Annotated in this window: 12 protein-coding genes; 7 read left to right on the forward strand and 5 right to left on the reverse strand. The window is 71.8% G+C overall.

What is annotated here, in order from left to right:
- Nucleotides 1-33 precede the first annotated feature (33 nt).
- The 3 genes from OL358_RS07875 (at nucleotide 34) to OL358_RS07885 (ending at nucleotide 3,015) form a co-directional block, all read left to right on the forward strand.
- Nucleotides 34-1,083: a biotin/lipoate A/B protein ligase family protein gene (locus OL358_RS07875; RefSeq protein ID WP_264709422.1), complete on the forward strand. Its 1,050-nt coding sequence runs from the start codon at nucleotides 34-36 to the stop codon at nucleotides 1,081-1,083.
- Between the two features lie 83 nt (nucleotides 1,084-1,166).
- On the forward strand, nucleotides 1,167-2,018 hold the full coding sequence (locus OL358_RS07880) for a DNA-methyltransferase (protein ID WP_264710257.1): 852 nt from the start codon (nucleotides 1,167-1,169) through the stop codon (nucleotides 2,016-2,018).
- A 10-nt stretch (nucleotides 2,019-2,028) separates the two neighbouring features.
- The gene (locus tag OL358_RS07885) at nucleotides 2,029-3,015 is read left to right on the forward strand and encodes an LLM class F420-dependent oxidoreductase (protein WP_264709423.1); all 987 of its coding nucleotides are present in this window, start codon (nucleotides 2,029-2,031) and stop codon (nucleotides 3,013-3,015) included.
- Between the two features lie 171 nt (nucleotides 3,016-3,186).
- Here the strand turns inward: OL358_RS07885 and OL358_RS07890 are convergent, their stop codons facing one another.
- Both OL358_RS07890 and OL358_RS07895 read right to left on the reverse strand, forming a co-directional pair.
- Nucleotides 3,187-4,776: a carboxylesterase/lipase family protein gene (locus OL358_RS07890; RefSeq protein ID WP_264709424.1), complete on the reverse strand. Its 1,590-nt coding sequence runs from the start codon at nucleotides 4,774-4,776 to the stop codon at nucleotides 3,187-3,189.
- Nucleotides 4,760-5,410, reverse strand: coding sequence for a TetR/AcrR family transcriptional regulator (locus OL358_RS07895; RefSeq protein ID WP_264709425.1), 651 nt, complete (start codon nucleotides 5,408-5,410; stop codon nucleotides 4,760-4,762). Before OL358_RS07895 ends, OL358_RS07890 begins: the two co-directional genes overlap by 17 nt.
- 102 nt (nucleotides 5,411-5,512) lie before the next feature.
- On the opposite strand from OL358_RS07895, the gene OL358_RS07900 reads away from it, so the two are divergent.
- From OL358_RS07900 to OL358_RS07910, 3 genes are all read left to right on the forward strand, one after another.
- Nucleotides 5,513-6,832, forward strand: a complete 1,320-nt coding sequence (locus OL358_RS07900) for an MFS transporter (RefSeq protein WP_264709426.1) — start codon at nucleotides 5,513-5,515, stop codon at nucleotides 6,830-6,832.
- A gap of 37 nt (nucleotides 6,833-6,869) precedes the next feature.
- Nucleotides 6,870-9,176, forward strand: coding sequence for a glycoside hydrolase family 3 C-terminal domain-containing protein (locus OL358_RS07905; protein ID WP_264709427.1), 2,307 nt, complete (start codon nucleotides 6,870-6,872; stop codon nucleotides 9,174-9,176).
- A 238-nt stretch (nucleotides 9,177-9,414) separates the two neighbouring features.
- Complete coding sequence (locus OL358_RS07910) at nucleotides 9,415-13,098, forward strand: lamin tail domain-containing protein (protein WP_264709428.1); 3,684 nt, start codon at nucleotides 9,415-9,417, stop codon at nucleotides 13,096-13,098.
- A 407-nt stretch (nucleotides 13,099-13,505) separates the two neighbouring features.
- Here the strand turns inward: OL358_RS07910 and OL358_RS07915 are convergent, their stop codons facing one another.
- The 3 genes from OL358_RS07915 to galT all read right to left on the reverse strand — a co-directional run bounded on the left by OL358_RS07915 (nucleotide 13,506) and on the right by galT (nucleotide 16,793).
- The gene (locus OL358_RS07915; RefSeq protein ID WP_264709429.1) at nucleotides 13,506-14,342 is read right to left on the reverse strand and encodes an alpha/beta fold hydrolase; all 837 of its coding nucleotides are present in this window, start codon (nucleotides 14,340-14,342) and stop codon (nucleotides 13,506-13,508) included.
- A gap of 112 nt (nucleotides 14,343-14,454) precedes the next feature.
- The gene (gene galK / locus OL358_RS07920; RefSeq protein WP_264709430.1) at nucleotides 14,455-15,627 is read right to left on the reverse strand and encodes a galactokinase; all 1,173 of its coding nucleotides are present in this window, start codon (nucleotides 15,625-15,627) and stop codon (nucleotides 14,455-14,457) included.
- Nucleotides 15,624-16,793 carry a galactose-1-phosphate uridylyltransferase gene (gene galT / locus OL358_RS07925; protein ID WP_264710258.1) on the reverse strand — a complete coding sequence of 390 codons (1,170 nt, stop codon included), beginning with the start codon at nucleotides 16,791-16,793 and terminating at the stop codon, nucleotides 15,624-15,626. The genes galK and galT overlap by 4 nt, the downstream gene beginning before the upstream one ends.
- Nucleotides 16,794-16,901: 108 nt before the next feature.
- Between galT and OL358_RS07930 the strand changes: the two genes are divergently transcribed.
- Nucleotides 16,902-17,882 carry a LacI family DNA-binding transcriptional regulator gene (locus OL358_RS07930; RefSeq protein ID WP_264710259.1) on the forward strand — a complete coding sequence of 327 codons (981 nt, stop codon included), beginning with the start codon at nucleotides 16,902-16,904 and terminating at the stop codon, nucleotides 17,880-17,882.
- Nucleotide 17,883: the final 1 nt, after the last annotated feature.

The raw sequence follows: 17,883 nt of genomic DNA on the forward strand, positions 1-17,883 counted from the left end.
GCTGCGGCGGAACGGGGCCAATAGGCTGGGGCCATGCACGGCGAATACAAGGTGCCCGGTGGGAAGCTCGTCGTCGTCGACCTCGAGGAGCGGGACGGGCGCATCGCCGACTTCCACCTCGCGGGCGACTTCTTCCTCGAGCCCGACTCGGCCCTCGACGACATCGACGCCGCGGTGAACGGCCTCCCCATCGAAGCCGACGTCACCGCGATCGCCGCGGCCGTGCGCGCGGCCCTCCCCGAGGGCGCCCAGCTGCTCGGCTTCACACCCGAGGCCGTCGGCACCGCCGTGCGACGCGCACTCGTGACCGCCCCGGGATGGCGCGACTTCGACTGGGAGATCGTGCACGAGCGGCCGGTCTCGCCGCGCATGAACCTCGCTCTCGACGAGGTCCTCACGGCACGCGTCGGCGACGGCCGCCGCCGCCCGACGCTCCGACTGTGGGAGTGGGACCAGTCCGCCGTCGTGATCGGCTCGTTCCAGTCGCTGCGCAACGAGGTCGACCCCGAGGGCGCCGAGCGCCACGGCTTCGACGTCGTGCGCCGCATCTCCGGCGGTGGCGCGATGCTCATGGCCGCGAACTCGATCGTCACCTACTCGCTGTACGTCCCGGCATCCCTCGTCGCGGGCCTCACGTTCGCCGACTCGTACGCCTTCCTCGACGACTGGGTGCTGCAGGCGCTGCGGTCGCTCGGCATCGAGGCGACCTACCAGCCGCTCAACGACATCGCCTCGCCGCAGGGCAAGATCGGCGGCGCCGCGCAGAAGCGCCTGGCCAACGGCGGCGTGCTGCACCACGCGACGCTCAGCTACGACATGGACGGTCAGATGATGACCGAGGTGCTGCGCATCGGGCGCGAGAAGCTGAGCGACAAGGGCACCACGTCCGCCGCCAAGCGCGTCGACCCGCTCCGCCGTCAGACGGGGCTGCCACGCGAGGCGATCATCGAGAAGTTCAAGGACACCTTCGCCGCGCTCTACGGCGCTGTTCCCGGGCATATCGCCGAAGAGGAATACGCCGAGGCCGAGGCGCTCGTCGAATCGAAGTTCGCCACCGACGCGTGGCTGCGCCGGGTTCCGTGAACGCGCCGGCGGACGGTGGCCCGCCGGCGGACGGTGGCCGGGCCACGGACGGCGGCCGGGCCGCGGCATCCGGTTCCGTCGAGATCCACGAGGGCGACAATCTCGACGTGATCCGCGGGTTCGCCGACGGATCCTTCACGCTCATCTATCTCGACCCCCCGTTCAACACCGGACGCACGCAGGAGCGCGCGCTCGAGACCGCCCGTGCGCCGGGCGACGAGCGCGCCGGCGACGCGATCGTGCGCCGGGGATTCCACGGACGCGAGTACGAGCGGCTGCGCGGCGACCTGCGCGCCTACGGCGACCGGTTCGACGACTACTGGGGCTTCCTCGAACCGCGCCTGCTCGAGGCCTGGCGCCTGCTCGCAGACGACGGCACCCTCTACCTGCACCTCGACTACCGCGAAGCGCACTACGCGAAGGTGCTGCTCGATGCCCTCGTCGGACGCGACCGGTTCCTCAACGAACTCATCTGGGCGTACGACTACGGCGCGAAGACCCGTCGGCGCTGGCCCACCAAGCACGACACGATCCTCGTGTACGTGAAGGACCCCGACCGGTACTGGTTCGACTCCGAGGCCGTCGACCGCGAACCGTACATGGCGCCGGGGCTGGTCACGCCCGAGAAGGCCGCGCGCGGCAAGCTCCCGACCGACGTCTGGTGGCACACGATCGTGCCGACCACCGGTCGCGAGAAGACGGGGTACCCGACGCAGAAGCCCGAGGGCATCCTGCGCCGCATCGTGCAGGCCTCCTCACGCCCCGGCGACCGCGTGCTCGACTTCTTCGCCGGCAGCGGCACGACCGGCGCGGTCGCATCCGCGCTCGGACGCGACGCGGTGCTCGTCGACGCCAACCCCGAGGCCATCGCGGTGATGACGGAGCGGATGCCGCATGCCACCGTCGTCGGCTCCGGCATCCGTCATCGCTCCTAGGCTGGGGGGTATGCGTTTCGGAACCTTCATCCCCCAAGGCTGGCGATTCGACCTCGTGGACATCGAGCCCGAGGACCACTGGCGGGTGATGGCGACCCTCGCCCAGCAGGCCGACGACGGACCGTGGGAGTCGCTGTGGGTGTACGACCACTTCCACACCACTCCTGTCGCGTCCGAGGAGGCGACGCACGAGGCCTGGACGCTCATGGCCGCGTTCGCCGCGTCCACCTCGCGTGTGCGGCTCGGGCAGATGTGCACCTGCATGGGCTACCGCAACCCGGCGTACCTCGCGAAGGTCGCCGCGACGATCGACGCCGTCTCGGCCGGCCGCGTCGAGATGGGCATCGGCGGCGGCTGGTACGAGCACGAGTGGCGCGCGTACGGGTACGGATTCCCCGAGGTGCGCGACCGGCTCGCGATGCTCCGCGAGGGCGTCGAGATCATGCACCAGGCGTGGACCACCGGCTCGGCCACGCTGGACGGCACGCACTACCAGGTCGACGGCGCGATCGTCCGGCCGCTGCCGCTGCAGGACGGCGGCATCCCGCTGTGGGTGGCCGGAGGAGGCGAGAAGGTGACGCTGAAGATCGCCGCGACCTACGCCGCGTACACGAACTTCGCCGGATCCCTCGAGGAGTTCGACCACAAGAGCGCCGTGCTGCGGGGGCACTGCGACAGCCTCGGCCGGGACTTCTCGACCATCACCCGGTCGTCGAACTTCAACACCATCGTCGGGGAGACCGAGGCGGAGGCATCCGATCGCCTGGCCGCCGTCAAGGCGCGCCTGCTGCCGCACGTCGGGCAGGAGCGCGCCGACACGATCGAGCGCGACTACCTCGCCTCGCCCGGATTCGGCACCACCGAGCAGGTGGCCGAGCGCCTCGCCGAGCGCGAGCGCCACGGCCTCGGCTATGCGATCCACTACTTCCCCGAGGCCGCCTACGACCGATCGGGCGTGCAGCTCTTCGAGCGCGAAGTCGTCGCCGCGCTCGGCTGAGCCCGGCGCGCGGGCGGGGCGGACCGGCTCAGTCCCGCCGCCCGGACAGTCGCGCCGCCCGGCTCAGTCGCGCCGGCGCCGCGCTCGCGCGCCCGTTTCCTGCATCCGCCGCCGGTTTCGCGGGCAGCGGATGCAGGAAGGGACCGCGCGAAGCGAGATGCCCGAGCAGGGTCAGAGCAGCGCGCGGACCTCGGCGAAGCCGTCGGGGTCGACGTCGGGGCGGGATGCTGCGCCACCGAAGATCCGGGTGGTTCCGGGGGTCGCGGTCCAGGTCGGCCAGCCGGGGTCGCCGGTGCGGATGAAGCCCGCCGCGGCGCCGTGGAGCGCATCGGCGAGGCGCCGCGGCGGGGCGTCCCCGGCGACGGCGTCCACGGCCGGTGCCTCCAGGCGGTCGAACCAGAACGGCACGTCCAGGCAGTGGAGCGCCCAGCCGCGCGTCGGTGAGACCCACGCGAACCGGTACACCCACGTACCCGCCCCTCCCGAGCCGGAGCCCGAGCCCGAGCCCCCGCCCGAGCCGGAGCCCGAGCCGGAGCCCGAGCCCGAGCCGGCGCCCGGGCCTGCGCCGACCGCCGCCCTGCGCGCGTCGGCGACCTTCACGACGGTCGAGCGGAACACGACGTCGGTCACGTAGCGGCCGAGCACGGCCGCGGTTCCCTTGCGACGCTGCGCGGCGTTGTCGGCGAGGTACGCGCGGCGCTGCTCGCGGGGCAGCCGCAGCCGGCCGAGCGCGAACGCGGCAGGCACGAGCCGGAGCTTGCCCTTCGCGTCATCCGTCACCATCGTGAACTCGTCGTCGTTCGCGCCGAGCACGAGCGGCTTGTCGGCCCCGACGCCCGACCGCAGCGAGGCGAGTGTCGGCTGCACGATCAGGTCGCCGTCGACCGCAGGCCCCCATGAGAGGCCCTCCTGAAACAGCACCATGAGCCCGGCGAGAGGGTCCCGGCCGTCCGGCGTGGAGGCCTTCTCCTGCAGCGCGTGCAGCGCTGCCTCGGGCACCGATGCGAAGCCGTCGCGGGTCGGCGCGACTCCGGCGAGGTTCGCCAGCTTGGCCGACAGCGTCCGCGCCCGTTCCGCCGAGACGTCGGCGAGCGCCGACGAGAGCGCCCAGGCCGAGTGGAACAGGTGCTGCGCGGACGGCATCCCGAGCAGCGTCAGCACCGCCCCGCCACCGGCCGACTGCCCGGCGATCGTCACCCGCGCGGGGTCTCCGCCGAACGCGGCGATGTTGTCACGCACCCACTCCAGCGCCGCCAGCCAGTCCCGCACGCCGCGGTTGGACGGGGCGCCGGGGATGTGTCCGAACCCGTCGAATCCGAGGCGGTACGAGATCGTGACGGTGACGACGCCGTCGCGGTTGAACGACTGGCCGTCGTACCAGGGGCTCGCGGGGGAGCCGCTGATGAACCCGCCGCCGTGGATCCACACGAGCACGGGGAGGGCGGCATCCCGGTCTCCAGGCACAGGGGTGAAGACGTTCACGTTCAGGGTCGCGTCGCCGGGGATCGACGGCTCCGGGATCAGCGTGATGCCGGGGTCGCCGCGCTGGGCGGTGGCGCCGTACTCCACGGCGTCGCGCACGCCCTTCCACGGCTCGGGCGGCACCGGGGCGGCGAAGCGCAGGTCGCCGACGGGCGCCTGCGCGAACGGGATGCCGAGGAAGGCCGCCGACGCATCGCGCGTCCCGGGCGTTCCCCGCCAGAATCCGCGCACCTTGCCGGGTGCGATCGTCACGACGGGGGGTTCAGGATGCTGCGCCACGGCCGCTCTCCTCATTCGGGTCGGTCCGAGGGTCGAGCGCGATGAACAGCGCCTCGGTGATCGCCGCCATGTCGATGTCGGGCTCCAGCATCCACTGCACCTGGAGTCCGTCGGCGACGGCCTGGAAGATGCGGGCGAGGGCGGCCGGGTCGATGCCCGGGGCGAGCCCGCCCGAGGCCTGCCGTTCGGTGATCGAGTCGGTGAACACCTCGCGCAGGGTGCGGCCGCGCTCGACGAAGAAGTCGTGGGCGGCGTGCTCGGGGTCGGCGGCGTCGACCGACAGCCGCGCGAACAGCTGCACGAGCCCGGGAACGTCGGCGTTGTGCCGGATCACCCCGAGGTACCCGGCCTGCAGGTCGCCGTGCGCGATCGAGCCGTCGGGCGCGTAGAGCCCGAACCCGATCGAGTCGACTTCGTCGCGCTTGCGGAGGATCGCCGTGAAGAGCTCCTCCTTGCTGTCGAAGTAGTGCAGGAGGCCCGCCTGGCTCAGCCCCACGGCCTCGGCGAGCTCCTTGACCGACGCTCCCCGGTAGCCCTCGCGCGCGATCACCTCGAGGGCGCGTTCGAGGATCTCCTCGCGCTTGGCGACGCCCTTGGCGTAGGAACCTCGGCGTTCCGTGCGGCTCTGTGCCATGAGGCCAGTAAACCGAATGACGCTTGATTTCTCAAAACCAAATGACATATGGTTTTGCCCATCGCTCGATGATGAGCGACTCCCACCCGATTGGACCGCATCATGACGACGTCGTCTGACCCCGCGCTCGCACCCGAATCCGCACCGCTCGCCTCCCCGATGACCGAGAACACGTTCGTCGCCACGGCCGCCGGAAACGACGATCCGCCGCCGCCCGTGAAGGGCCTGCGCCGCCTCCTCGGCTGGATCATCCCTGCGAACCTCGGTATCTACCTCATCTGGGGAGCCGTGCCCGGCATCCTCCTCCCGCAGCAGATCACCGTGCTGTTCGGCGAGGCCGACAAGGTCGCCAACCTGACGATCGTCGCGACGATCGGCGCCTTCGCCGCGATGATCGCGCAGCCCATCGCCGGGCAGATCTCCGACCGCACCCGATCGCGCTTCGGGCGCCGTGCGCCGTGGATGATCCTCGGCGCGCTCGCCGGCGGCCTCGCTCTGGTGGGCCTCGCGTTCGCCGACTCGCTCGTCGGGGTGGTCATCGCCTGGACGCTCGTGCAGATCTGCTACAACTTCGCGCAGGGACCGCTCTCTGCGGTGATGCCCGACAGGGTGCCGCTGTCTCGGCGCGGGCTCTTCGCCGCGCTGTCGGGTATCGGGCTGATGGTCGGCGCGATCGGCGGCCAGGTCGTCGGATCGCTCTTCTTCAACAGCCTGACCGCTGGTTACGTCACCTTCGCGGTGGTCGCGCTCGCGATGATGACCCTGTTCAACCTCTTCAACCCCGACTACTCCAGCAAGCGACTGCAGCCCGAGCCGTTCAAGCTCGGCGACTTCCTGCGCACGTTCTGGGTCAACCCGATCAAGCACCCCGACTTCTTCTGGGCCTTCACCGGGCGCCTGCTCCTCTACACCGGCTACTTCGCGGTGACGGGATACCAGCTCTTCCTCCTGACCGACTACTTCGGCGTTGAGAATCCCGAGACCGTGATCCCGCTCCTCGGACTCATCAGCCTCGCCGGCATCCTGATCTCCACTGTGATCTCCGGCCCGCTGTCGGACCGCTTCGGCCGCCGCAAGCCGTTCGTGTTCGCCTCGGCCGCGCTCACCGGGCTCGCGCTCGTGCTGCCGTGGGTCTGGCCGGACCTCACGGCGTGGATGATCATGACCTTCCTCGCAGGACTGGGCTTCGGCATGTTCCAGGCTGTCGACACGGCGCTGATCAGCGAGGTGCTCCCGTCGGCGAAGTCGTTCGCGAAGGACCTCGGCGTCGTCAACATCGCCGCGACGCTCCCGCAGACGCTGGCACCCGGAGTCGCCGGAGCGATCGTGCTCGCCTTCGGCTACGCGGGCCTCTTCCCCGTCGGGATCGCGCTCAGCATCCTCGGCGCGTGCGCCGTGTGGCCCATCCGCTCGACCCGATGAGCCGAAATCTTTCCACCCCGACCAGAAAGCTGCTGAGATGACCGACGTGAACACCACCCCCGAGCACACGACCATCCCCGACGTCAGCGCGCTGACCCTCGAGGAGAAGGCCTCGCTCACCAGCGGAGCCAGCTTCTGGTACACCAAGCCGATCGACCGTGTCGGCGTGCCCGCCATCATGGTGACCGACGGACCGCACGGGCTGCGAAAGCAGCGCGAGGGCGGCGATCACCTCGGCATCGGCGACAGCGTCCCGGCGACGTGCTTCCCGCCCGCTGTGGGCCTCGGGTCGTCGTGGGATGTCGAGCTGGTCCACCGCGTCGGTGAGGCGCTCGGCGCCGAGACCTCGATCGAGAGGGTCGCCGTGCTGCTCGGACCGGGCATCAACATCAAGCGCTCGCCGCTGTGCGGCCGCAACTTCGAGTACCTGTCCGAGGATCCCGTCGTGTCGGGCGTGCTCGGCGCGGCGATCGTGCGCGGCATCCAGTCCCAGGGCGTGGGCACCTCGCTGAAGCACTTCGCGGCGAACAACCAGGAGGACGACCGGATGCGGTCGAGCTCCGACATCGATCCGCGGCCGCTGCGGGAGATCTACCTGCGCGGATTCCAGCGCGTGGTCGAGGACGCCCAGCCCTGGACGGTCATGTGCTCCTACAACCGCATCAACGGCGTCTACGCGTCCGAGGATCCGTGGCTGCTCACGCAGGTGCTGCGCGACGAGTGGGGCTTCGACGGTCTCGTGGTCTCGGACTGGGGCGCCGTCAACGAGCGCGTCCCGGGGCTCGCCGCCGGCATGGACCTCGAGATGCCGTCGTCGAACGGCGCCACCGACGCGCAGATCGTCGCCGCCGTGCAGGACGGGTCGCTCGACGAGTCGGTTCTCGATACGGCCGCCGGCCGCGTGCTCGACCTCGTGCGCAAGGCGACGGACGGCGGCGGCGCGGTCGCCGGCCCGCTCGACGTCGACGCCCACCATGCCCTCGCCCGCGAGGCGGCGGGACGGTCGATGGTGCTCCTGAAGAACGAGGGCGGACTGCTGCCGCTGCGGACGCAGCAGTCGGTCGCGCTCATCGGCGCCTTCGTCGACAAGCCGCGGTTCCAGGGAGCTGGGTCGTCCATGATCAACCCGACCCGCGTCGACGACCTGCCGCTCGAGATCGTCGCGCAGGCGGGAGAGGACTTCGTCTTCCAGGCCCAGGGCTTCTCGATCGCCGTCGCCCCCGACCCCGCCGAGGTGGAGCGGCTGCGCGCGGATGCGGTGGCGCTCGCCGCGAAGAACGACGTGGCGGTGCTGTTCCTGGGCCTCCCCGCCCGTCTGGAGTCGGAGGGCTACGACCGCGAGGACATCGACCTTCCGGCCGACCAGCTCGCGCTGGTGGACGCCGTGCTCGAGGTCAACCCGAACACGGTGGTCGTGCTCTCGAACGGAGGCGTCGTCGCGCTGCCGTTCGCCGACCGCGTTCCGGCGATCCTCGAGGGCTGGCTGCTCGGCCAGGCGGGCGGCGGCGCGATCGCCGACGTGCTCTACGGCCAGGTGAACCCCTCGGGCAAGCTCACCGAGACCATCCCCGTGCGGCTGGAGGACACCCCGGCCTACCTCGACTTCCCGGGCGAGTTCTCGCACGTGCGCTACGGCGAGGGTCTCTTCGTCGGGTACCGCTGGTACGACGCGCGCCGCACCGAGGTGGCCTTCCCGTTCGGTCACGGCCTGTCGTACACGACGTTCTCGTACGCGGATGCCGCGGCCGTCGTCGATGCGGACGGCGACGTCGAGGTGACCGTCGCGGTGACCAACACCGGCGACCGCGCGGGCCGCGAGGTCGTGCAGGTGTACACGTCGCTCCCCGGCGGTGCGGTGCAGCGTCCGGTGCGCGAGCTCAAGGCGTTCGCGTCCGTGGCGCTCGAGCCCGGCGAGACGCGGGCCGTGACGCTCACGGTGCGCCGCAAGGACCTCGCGTACTGGGACATCCGGCTGGACGCGTGGGTCGTCGAGGGCGGCGAGTACGTCGTCGACGTCGCGGCGTCGAGCCGCGACATCCGCTCCACCGTCCCGGTGACCGTGGACGGCGACCCGATCGTGCTGCCGCTGTCGCGCACGTCGTCGATCGGCGAGGTGATGGCGCACCCGGTCGTGGGGCCCATGGTGCAGGCCGCGATCGCTCAGATGATGGGCACGATGGACGGCGTCGCCGACATCATGCCCGAGGGCGTCGACGCCTCGAAGATGATGGAGTCGTTCCCGATCGGGCGCGCCGGAATGTTCGCGATGGGCGACTCGAACGGCGCGATCAACCCCGAGATGATCGACGGCCTGATCGCGATGGCGAACGCGCCCCAGGACTGACCCGTCCCCCCTCCCCCCTCCCTCCCTCCCTCCGTCCGTTTGTGCGGGCAAATGTACGTCTGAGCACGGCTTCAGGCGCACAATCGCCCGCACAAACGGATCGTGGGGAGGGCGCCGGCCGGTCGCGTGGCGGACAGGGGAGGGACAGGCGCCGTTCACCTCGGCGTTGCCGGGAGTCAGGACGCTGGGTCGCAACCCCGACCCTCGTCCCGAAGGTGCCCACCCGATGCGTTCTCGCATGCCCTCCCGCGCGCGCTCCCGTGCGTCCGTCGCCGCTGTCGCGGCCCTGACCGTGGTGCTCGTCCCCGCCCTCGCGGCCGCACCGGCGTCGGCCGCCGCCCTCGCGGCCGCACCCCTCGCGGCCGCCCCGGCGTCGGCCGCACCCCTCGAGGCCGCCCCGGCCGCCGCCGCACCCGCCCTCGTGATCAACGAGGTCAACTCGAATCCCGACGACTGGTTCGAACTGGCCAACCCGACGTCCGGCGACATCGACCTGAGCGGGCTCTGGTACGTCGACAGCGGCACCGAGGATGCGACGCACTGGGTCGCGCTCTCCGGAACCGTGCCGGCCGGCGGCGTGCTCGCGGTCGACTCGACGGTCGGCCTGGGCAAGGGCGACAGCGTCTCGATCCACCAGGGCGACAAGGCGGCGTTCGACGCCGGCACCGCGGTGCTCGTCGACACCGTGACCTGGCCCGACGGCGTGCACGCCACCTCGATGGGACTGTGCACTCCCGCGAGCACCGCCCTCGTCGCGATGACGCCCACGAAGGGCGCGGCGAACGAGTGCGCCGCCGTCGCGGTCGAGGACATCCGCATCAACGAGGTCTTCTCTGCGGGCGCGGACTTCGTCGAGCTGGTGAACATCGGCGACGCGCCGGTCGACATCGCGGGCTGGACCGCCGTCGACGGCGACCCCACGCACACGCCGCTCACCCTGGCGACCGCATCGACGGTGATCGAGCCGGGGGGCTACTACGTCTTCCATCCCGATGACGCGACCGAGTTCCCGGCCGGCGGCTTCGGGCTCGGCAAGGGCGACTCGGTCACGATCGCGCTGCCCGACGGCACCGAGGTCGACACGACCACCTGGCCGGCCGACGCGCACGCGACGCCGTCGTGGGGCCGCTGCCCCGAGGGCGAGGGTCCGTTCGTCACGACGAACGCCGCCACGCCGGGCGTCGCGAACGACTGCCCGGCGGTCCCGGGCGCCGACGTGATCCGCATCAACGAGGTCAGCTCGGACCCGCAGGACTGGGTCGAGCTCGTCAACACCGGCACCGCCGCGGTCGACGTCTCGGGCTGGTTGCTCTCCGACAACGCGCGCCTCTCCGACCCCACCCACCTGCAGCCCCTCGCCGCGGGCACCTCGATCGCCGCGGGCGGATTCCTCAGGGTCGACTACACCGCCGCCGGACTCGGCAAGGGCGACGAGGCCAACCTCTACCTGCCCGATGACGCGACGCGCGTCGACACCACGACGTGGCCGGCCGACACGCACGCGACGACGTGGGGCCGCTGCCCCGACGGGAGCGGCGCCTTCCAGTCGACGACTCCGACCCCGGGCGCAGCGAACGTCTGCACCGTGACGCCCCCGCCGGCGCTCGACCCGAACTGGGACGACATCGAGATCAACGAGATCGCCTCGCTCAATGCCGGCGACCCGGGCAGCCCCGGCTTCGGCGACGCCGTGGAGCTCGCCAACACGGGTGCTTACGACGTCAGCATCCAGGGCTGGTACCAGACCGACAGCGGTGCGGCCACGGGTGCATCGCCTCTGACGCTCGCCGACCTGAAGGTGTGGGACGGCGACTCGCTGGAGCCCGCCACCTCGTGGATCGTCCCCGCCGGCGGCTACGTCGCGTTCTCGTCCAAGAAGGGCCTCTCCGGCGAGGGCGACGCCGTCAAGATCTACGGTCCGGGACCGGATGCCGCCTCCCGGCAGCTGATCGACGAGCAGGCCTACGGCGACGGTGACGCGGGCGTGTCCGACTCGTACGAGTCCGACGCGCGGGCTTCGGCGGCCTGCCCCGACGGCTCGGACGAGTTCTGGCGGGTCACCGTGAACAGCTTCGGCCGCGACAACTCCGAGGCTTGCGAGACGAAGTCGCGCCGCCTCGACACGACGGTCCTCCTCAACGAGGTCTCGAACGTTGGCGGCAAGGCCGAGCTGCTCAACGCGGGCACGTCGCCCGTCGACATCGCGGGCTGGGAGCTCGTCGACTCGGATGGCGACGTCCTGCACACCGTTCCGGTGCTCACGACCCTCGCGGCCGGCGCCTTCTACGTCGCCGAGAACCTCACCGGGCTCGAGAGCATCGACTCCCTCACCATCCGCTCGACGACCGGAGCCTCCGTCGTGGGTCACACCTGGTACGAGGACGGCATCGCGTCGTACAGCCGCTGCGAGGTGTTCGGCTCGGTGACCTACATCGAGACGCCGACCGCCACGTGGGGTGCCGCGAACGCGTGCCCGGCGCTCCAGACCGAGACCTGGCCGGGCGCGAGCGCGGTGAAGGTCGTGGACGCGGTCGACGCGTTCACAGACCTCGACGCCAACGACGAGGGCGACGTCTCGGGTGTCGCATTCGACCCGAACGACCCGACCGTCCTGTGGGTCGCGATGAACAAGGGCCGCCTCTTCAAGATGCACCTCGTGGACGGCCTCTACACGACCTTCCCCGAGTGGGACGGCGGCATCCCGGTGCGCTTCGCCGATGGCGGCGGCGAGCTCGACGCCGAGGGCGTGACGGTGGGTCCCGACGGTGCGGTGTACCTCACCTCCGAGCGCGACAACCTGCGCGCCAAGAGCACGTCGTACAACAAGGTCGCGCGCTACGACGTGAGCGCCGTGACGGCCGCCACGACAGAGCTCGTCGCCACCCACGAGTGGGATGTGAACGGGTTCGTGCAGACGGGCACGAACCTGGGTCTCGAGGGGATCACCTACGTTCCCGACGCCTTCCTCGTGAAGTCCGGCTGGAAGGTCGGCGGTGCCGCGTACACGGCGGCCGCGTACCCCACGCCGGGCCTGTTCGTGACGGCGGTCGAGGGCACGGGTGCACTCCACTTCTTCTCGCTCCCCGTGGGCGGCGCCCCGGTCGAGGTGAAGGTCGAGGCCTCGGGCTTCCCGTGGTCGATGGATGTCGCGTACGACGCGGACCGCGGATCTCTGTGGGCGCTGTGCGACGACGGCTGTGGCGGTGTGTACAACGAACTCAAGGTCGTGGGCGGCGACTTCGCCGTCGTGCACTCCTACGCGCGTCCTGCCGGGATGCCGAACCTCAACAACGAGGGCATGGCGATCGCGCCCGCCTCGACGTGCGCGGGCGGCATCCAGGAGGTCGTGTGGGCGGACGACGGCGACACCGACGGCTTCTCGCTGCGCTCGGGCACGCTTCCGTGCCCGACCACGGGAGGCCCGACCGACCCCGGCACCGACCCCGGCACCGACCCCGGCACGGACCCGGGTACCGACCCGGGTACCGACCCGGGCACGGACCCCGCGGCGGACCCCGCGACCGACGGCCAGCTCACCGACGCCACCCGCGGTGACGTGGCCGCGCCGGACTCCGCCGAGGCCGGCCAGACCATCACCGTCTACGTCGGCACGACCTACGCGGGCGACACCGTGTGGGTGTGGCTGCACTCGACGCCGATCCTGCTGGGCGCGTACGTGGTGGCCGCCGACGGCACCGTCACGGTGACGCTCCCCGCCGGGATCGACGCGGGAACGCACCGGATCGTCGTGCTCGACGCGGACGGCAACGTGCTCGGCTGGACCGAGGTCGCCGTGACCGAGGCGCTCGCCGCCACCGGTTCCACGCCGGGTCAGCTCGCCGGTTCGGCGGGGCTCGCGGCCGCCCTCCTCATCGCAGGAGTGGCGACCATGATCGTGCGCCGCCGCCGCGCACGCGCCTAGAAACGGACGGATGCCGCGCCCCCGCCGACGCGCGGGGGCGCGGCATCCGCTCGACCGACGATCTCGGGACATGCGCGAGAGGCACCCGGACATGCGAATGGCCGCTCCCCAGAAGCGGCCATTCTCACGAGTGGGACGGATCCCGCCGCCCCCAGCGACAGGATCGTCCGACCGTCCCCACGGCCCTCGTCCCTCGCGGTGCCGGGGCCCTTCCCCGAGTCCGGCATCGCTTGGTGATATCGATCCTGCCGGGCGAAGCGCAAGGCGAGCGCAAGACGAGTGCAACGGTTCCCGAAAACACCTCCGACGTGCGCACGACCGAGCCAGATCACGCCAGTCGCCAAGCCACGCCGGTCAGCGTCACCCCCGAACGGCGTGTCTTGGCGACTCGAGGGGAAGACCGGGGCTCAGGTGCGGAGGAAGGCCAGCAGCGCCTCATTGACCTCGGCGCCGTGGGTCCAGAGCAGGCCGTGCGGAGCCCCCTCGATCTCGACGTAGGTCGCGTCCGGCAGGAGCGTGCGGAACCGGCGTGCCGTCGCGTCGATCGGCAGGATGTTGTCGGCCGTCCCGTGCAGGATGAGCGCCGGCACGTCGATCGAGCCGATGTCGCCGCGGAAGTCGGTCGGCCACGTCAGCGGAGCGGCCGAGATGCCCGCATTGCCCGCCGTGTTCGCGACCTGCACGCTGGCGTCGACGGCCTCCTGCGAGATGCGCGAGCCGAGGTTGTCGTCGAGGTTGTAGAAGTCCTTGAAGAAGCCCCCGATGAAGGCGTAGCGGTCGTCGCGCACGGACTGGGCGATGCCGTCGAAGAAGTCCTGCGGTCCCGCGCCGTCGGGGTTGTCGTCGGTCTTGAGCAGGTACGGCTCGAGCGAGCCGAGGAATGCCGCCTTCGCCACGCGCGCGCTGCCGTACCGCGACAGGTACCGTGCGATCTCGCCGGTGCCCATCGAGAATCCCACGAGGATCGCGTCCTTCAGGTCGAGGTCCTCGACGAGGGCGTGCAGGTCGGCGGCGAAGGTGTCGTAGTCGTACCCCGAGCCGGCCTTCGACGACGCCCCGAAGCCGCGGCGGTCGTACGCGATCACGCGGTATCCCGCATCGAGCAGCGCCGCCTGCTGCTTGCCCCACGATTCGCCGTTGAGGGGGAACCCGTGGATCAGCACGACCGGCTGACCGTCTCCCTGGTCGGTGTAATAGAGCTCGATGTCTGCCGAGTTCTCGGTTCCGACGGTGATGTACGCCACGATCACTTCCTTCCGGGCCGGGCGAGCGGATGCCGCAGCCCACGTTCGACGCTAGGCGGCGGCATCCGTCGGGTCCAGGGGTTGACGAGCGCGCGCGGGTGAACACGCGGTGTCACGCGTCGCGCGCGGCTCCCGAGGACGGAGTGACGGTGAAGATCGTGGGCGCGGAGAACCCGGATGCCGCGAACGCCGAGGTGACGGCATCCGTCAGCTCCTCGACCCGCTCACGGGCGACGAGCGCGATCGCCGCGCCGCCGAATCCGCCGCCGGTCATGCGCGCGCCGACGGCGCCCGCCGCGAGCGACGCCTCGACGGCGGTGTCGAGCTCGGGCACGGAGATCTCGAAGTCGTCGCGCATCGACGCGTGCGAGGCCACGAGAAGGTCGCCGATGGCGGTCGGGCCGTCCTCGCGAAGCGCGCGCACGGTGTCGAGCACGCGCTGGTTCTCGGTGACGATGTGACGGACCCGGCGGAAGGTGACATCGTCCATCAGCGCGTGCGCCCGGGGAAGGTCGGCGGGGGTCACGTCGCGCAGCGCGGGAACGCCCAGGAGGGCGGCACCGCGCTCGCACGAGGCGCGGCGCTCGCCGTAGCCTCCGGTGGCGTGCGAATGCTTCACGCCGGTGTCGATCACGACGAGCTCCAGTCCCGCCGGCGCGAAGCCCAGCTCGACGACCTCGGTGCGGAGCGTGCGGCAGTCCAGGAAGATCGCGGCGTCGGCGCGACCGAGCATCGACGCCATCTGGTCCATGATCCCGGTGGGGGCGCCGACGGCTTCGTTCTCGGCGGTGCGTCCCGCGCGGGCCAGGTCGACCCGATCGACGTCGAGCGCCCAGGTCTCGGCGAGGGCAGCCGCGGTCGCACCCTCGATCGCGGCGGACGACGACAGCCCGGCTCCGACCGGGACGTCGGACGCGAACGCGAGATCGACGCCGGCGAGATCCGTCCGGCCGGTGAGTCGCTGCAGCGCCCAGGCCACGCCGAGGGGGTACCGCGCCCACTCGACGACCTCGTCGCGCCGCGCCGGGAAGGTCGGGTCGAGCGCGCTCAGGGGCAGTTCGACGACGCCGTCGTCGAACGTCGAGGCGACGCGGATCACGCCGTCCTCGCGCGGCGCCAGCGCGACGTGCGTGCGGTGCTCGATGGCGAACGGCAGTACGAAGCCGTCGTTGTAGTCCGTGTGCTCGCCGATGAGGTTCGCCCGGCCGGGAGCCGACCACGTGCCGACCGGCTCCCTGCCGAAGCGCTCGCCGAACAGCGCGCGGGCCGCGGCGGCCGCGGTCACAGGGTCACCTCGGGGATCGCGGCGACCGCCTCCCGCAGGCGGGTTGCGGCGGACTCCGGCGGGACGTCGCCGATCCAGGCGCCCATCGCCGCCTCGGAGCCGGCGAGGAACTTGAGCTTGTCAGCGGCGCGGCGCGGCGAGGTCAGCTGCAGGTTCAGACGCACGGTGTCGCGTCCGCGGTGGACCGGAGCCTGATGCCACGCGGCGATGTACGGGGTCTCGGACTCGTACAGGGCGTCCACGCCGCGAAGCAGGCGCAGGTAGAGCGGAGCGAGCTCGTTCCGCTCGGCATCCGTCGTCTCGGCGATGTCGGCGACGTGACGGTGCGGGAGCACGTGCACCTCGAGCGGCCAGCGCGCTGCGAAGGGCACGAATGCGGTCCAGTGCTCGCCGGAGAGGATGACGCGGTCCGACGCGAGTTCGAACTCGAGGATCCGCTCGAACAGGTCGGCGCCCTCGCGCTCGATCGAGGCCAGCAGGCCGGCCGTGCGCGGCGTGATGTAGGGGTAGGCGTAGATCTGCCCGTGCGGGTGGGGGAGCGTCACGCCGATGGCCTCGCCGCGATTCTCGAACGGGAACACCTGCTCGACGCCGGGAAGTGCCGAGAGCGCGGCGGTGCGGTCGGCCCACGCCTCGATCACGGTGCGGGCGCGGGTGGCGGTCTGCGTGCCGAACGAGCCGGAGTGCTCGGGGCTGAAGCACACGACCTCGCAGCGTCCGACGGAGGTGCGCGTGCGGCCGAGGCCGGGGGTGTCGAGATCGGCGAGATCGCGGGGAGCGTCGAGTCCGGCCGGAACGCCGTCGTGCGCGGCGGCGAGAGCGGGACCGAACGATGGCGACTTGTTCTCGAACACGGCGACGTCGTAGCGCGAGGGGATCTCGGACGGGTTCGTCGCCGTCTGCGGCGCGAGCGGGTCGAGGTGGGCCGGGGGGAGGAAGGCGCGGTTCTGCCGCGCGGCGGCGATCGACACCCAGTCGCCGGTGAGCACGTCGCGGCGCATCGTCGCGGTGTCCGGGCGCGGGGCGAACTCGCGCGCGTCGACGGCGCGCTCGGCGCCGAGGGTCGTGCCGGGGTCGTCGTAGTAGATCAACTCGCGGCCGTCGGCCAGGCGAGTGGGGCGCTTGACCACGCCGGCGCCGAGGATCTGGGACCGCAACTCCTGCATGTTCACGTCAACACGGTAGCAAGGCGACCGTGGTAACGTCAACATCCGGCGGCCTGCAGGAGTTATGCGCCGCCGGGGCGAGGAGGCGAGATGGAGCGACGGGTCTCGATGGCCGACGTGGCCCGCATCGCGGGCGTCTCGGGCCAGACCGTCTCGCGGGTCGTGAACGACAGCCCGCGGGTCGACCCCGCCACCCGCACGCGCGTCGAGTCCGCGATGGCTCAGCTCGGCTACCGGCCGCATCGCGCCGCCCGCGCGTTGCGCACCGGCCGCACCCAGACGATCGGCCTGGTCGTGTCGACGCTCGCCACGGTGGGCAACTCCCGAATGCTGCAGGCGGTGGCGGATGCCGCGGCCGCCCGCGGCTACGCGCTCACCGTCGTGACGCTCGGCGCCGCGCCCGACGTCGCCTCGGCCTTCGAGCGGTTGAGCGAGCAGGGCGTCGACGGCGCGGTCGTGCTCAACGAGGCGACGGCCGCCGCGCGCGGCATCGCGGCCCCACGCGGACTGCGTCTCGTCGTCGTGGACGCCCCGTCGGGCACCCCGGGAGTCGGCGTGGTGCAGTCCGACCACGCCGCGGGCGCCCGCGCGGCCACCGCCCACCTGCTGAGCCTCGGCCACGGCACCGTCCACCACATCGCGGGACCGGTCGGATCGTTCGCGGCAGGCGAGCGCGAGCGGGGCTGGCGCGAAGCGCTCGGCGCCGCCGGGCGCGACGCCCCGCCCGTCCTGCGCGGAGACTGGACCGCGGCATCCGGTCACTCGGCGGGCACGGCGCTCGCGGCCGACCCCGCCGTCACGGCGGTGTTCGCCGCGAACGACCAGACCGCGCTCGGCGCGATCCGCGCCTTCGCCGACGCGGGCCGCTCGGTGCCGGGCGCCGTGTCGGTGGTGGGGTTCGACGACATCGCGGATGCCGCGGACTACCGCCCGCCGCTCACGACCGTGCGCCAGGACTTCGACCGTCTCGGCGAGCTCGCCGTCACCGCGCTCGTCGAAGCCATCGAGGGCGGCGCGACCGCCTTCCACACCGTGCCGACCGCCCTCACCGTGCGAGCCAGCACGGCCGCGCCCCGCCCTGCGCGCTGAC

This window comes from Microbacterium sp. SSM24 (assembly GCF_025989145.1).
Taxonomy (GTDB): domain Bacteria; phylum Actinomycetota; class Actinomycetes; order Actinomycetales; family Microbacteriaceae; genus Microbacterium.

What these genes read in the sequence shown, in the direction of transcription:
- OL358_RS07875 (WP_264709422.1), top strand. Translation starts at nt 34, where the DNA reads ATGCACGGCGAATACAAGGTGCCCGGTGGGAAGCTCGTCGTCGTCGAC.
- OL358_RS07885 (WP_264709423.1), top strand. Translation starts at nt 2,029, where the DNA reads ATGCGTTTCGGAACCTTCATCCCCCAAGGCTGGCGATTCGACCTCGTG.
- OL358_RS07895 (WP_264709425.1), bottom strand. Translation starts at nt 5,410, where the DNA reads ATGGCACAGAGCCGCACGGAACGCCGAGGTTCCTACGCCAAGGGCGTC.
- OL358_RS07900 (WP_264709426.1), top strand. Translation starts at nt 5,513, where the DNA reads ATGACGACGTCGTCTGACCCCGCGCTCGCACCCGAATCCGCACCGCTC.
- OL358_RS07905 (WP_264709427.1), top strand. Translation starts at nt 6,870, where the DNA reads ATGACCGACGTGAACACCACCCCCGAGCACACGACCATCCCCGACGTC.
- OL358_RS07910 (WP_264709428.1), top strand. Translation starts at nt 9,415, where the DNA reads ATGCCCTCCCGCGCGCGCTCCCGTGCGTCCGTCGCCGCTGTCGCGGCC.
- galT (WP_264710258.1), bottom strand. Translation starts at nt 16,793, where the DNA reads ATGCAGGAGTTGCGGTCCCAGATCCTCGGCGCCGGCGTGGTCAAGCGC.
- OL358_RS07930 (WP_264710259.1), top strand. Translation starts at nt 16,902, where the DNA reads ATGGCCGACGTGGCCCGCATCGCGGGCGTCTCGGGCCAGACCGTCTCG.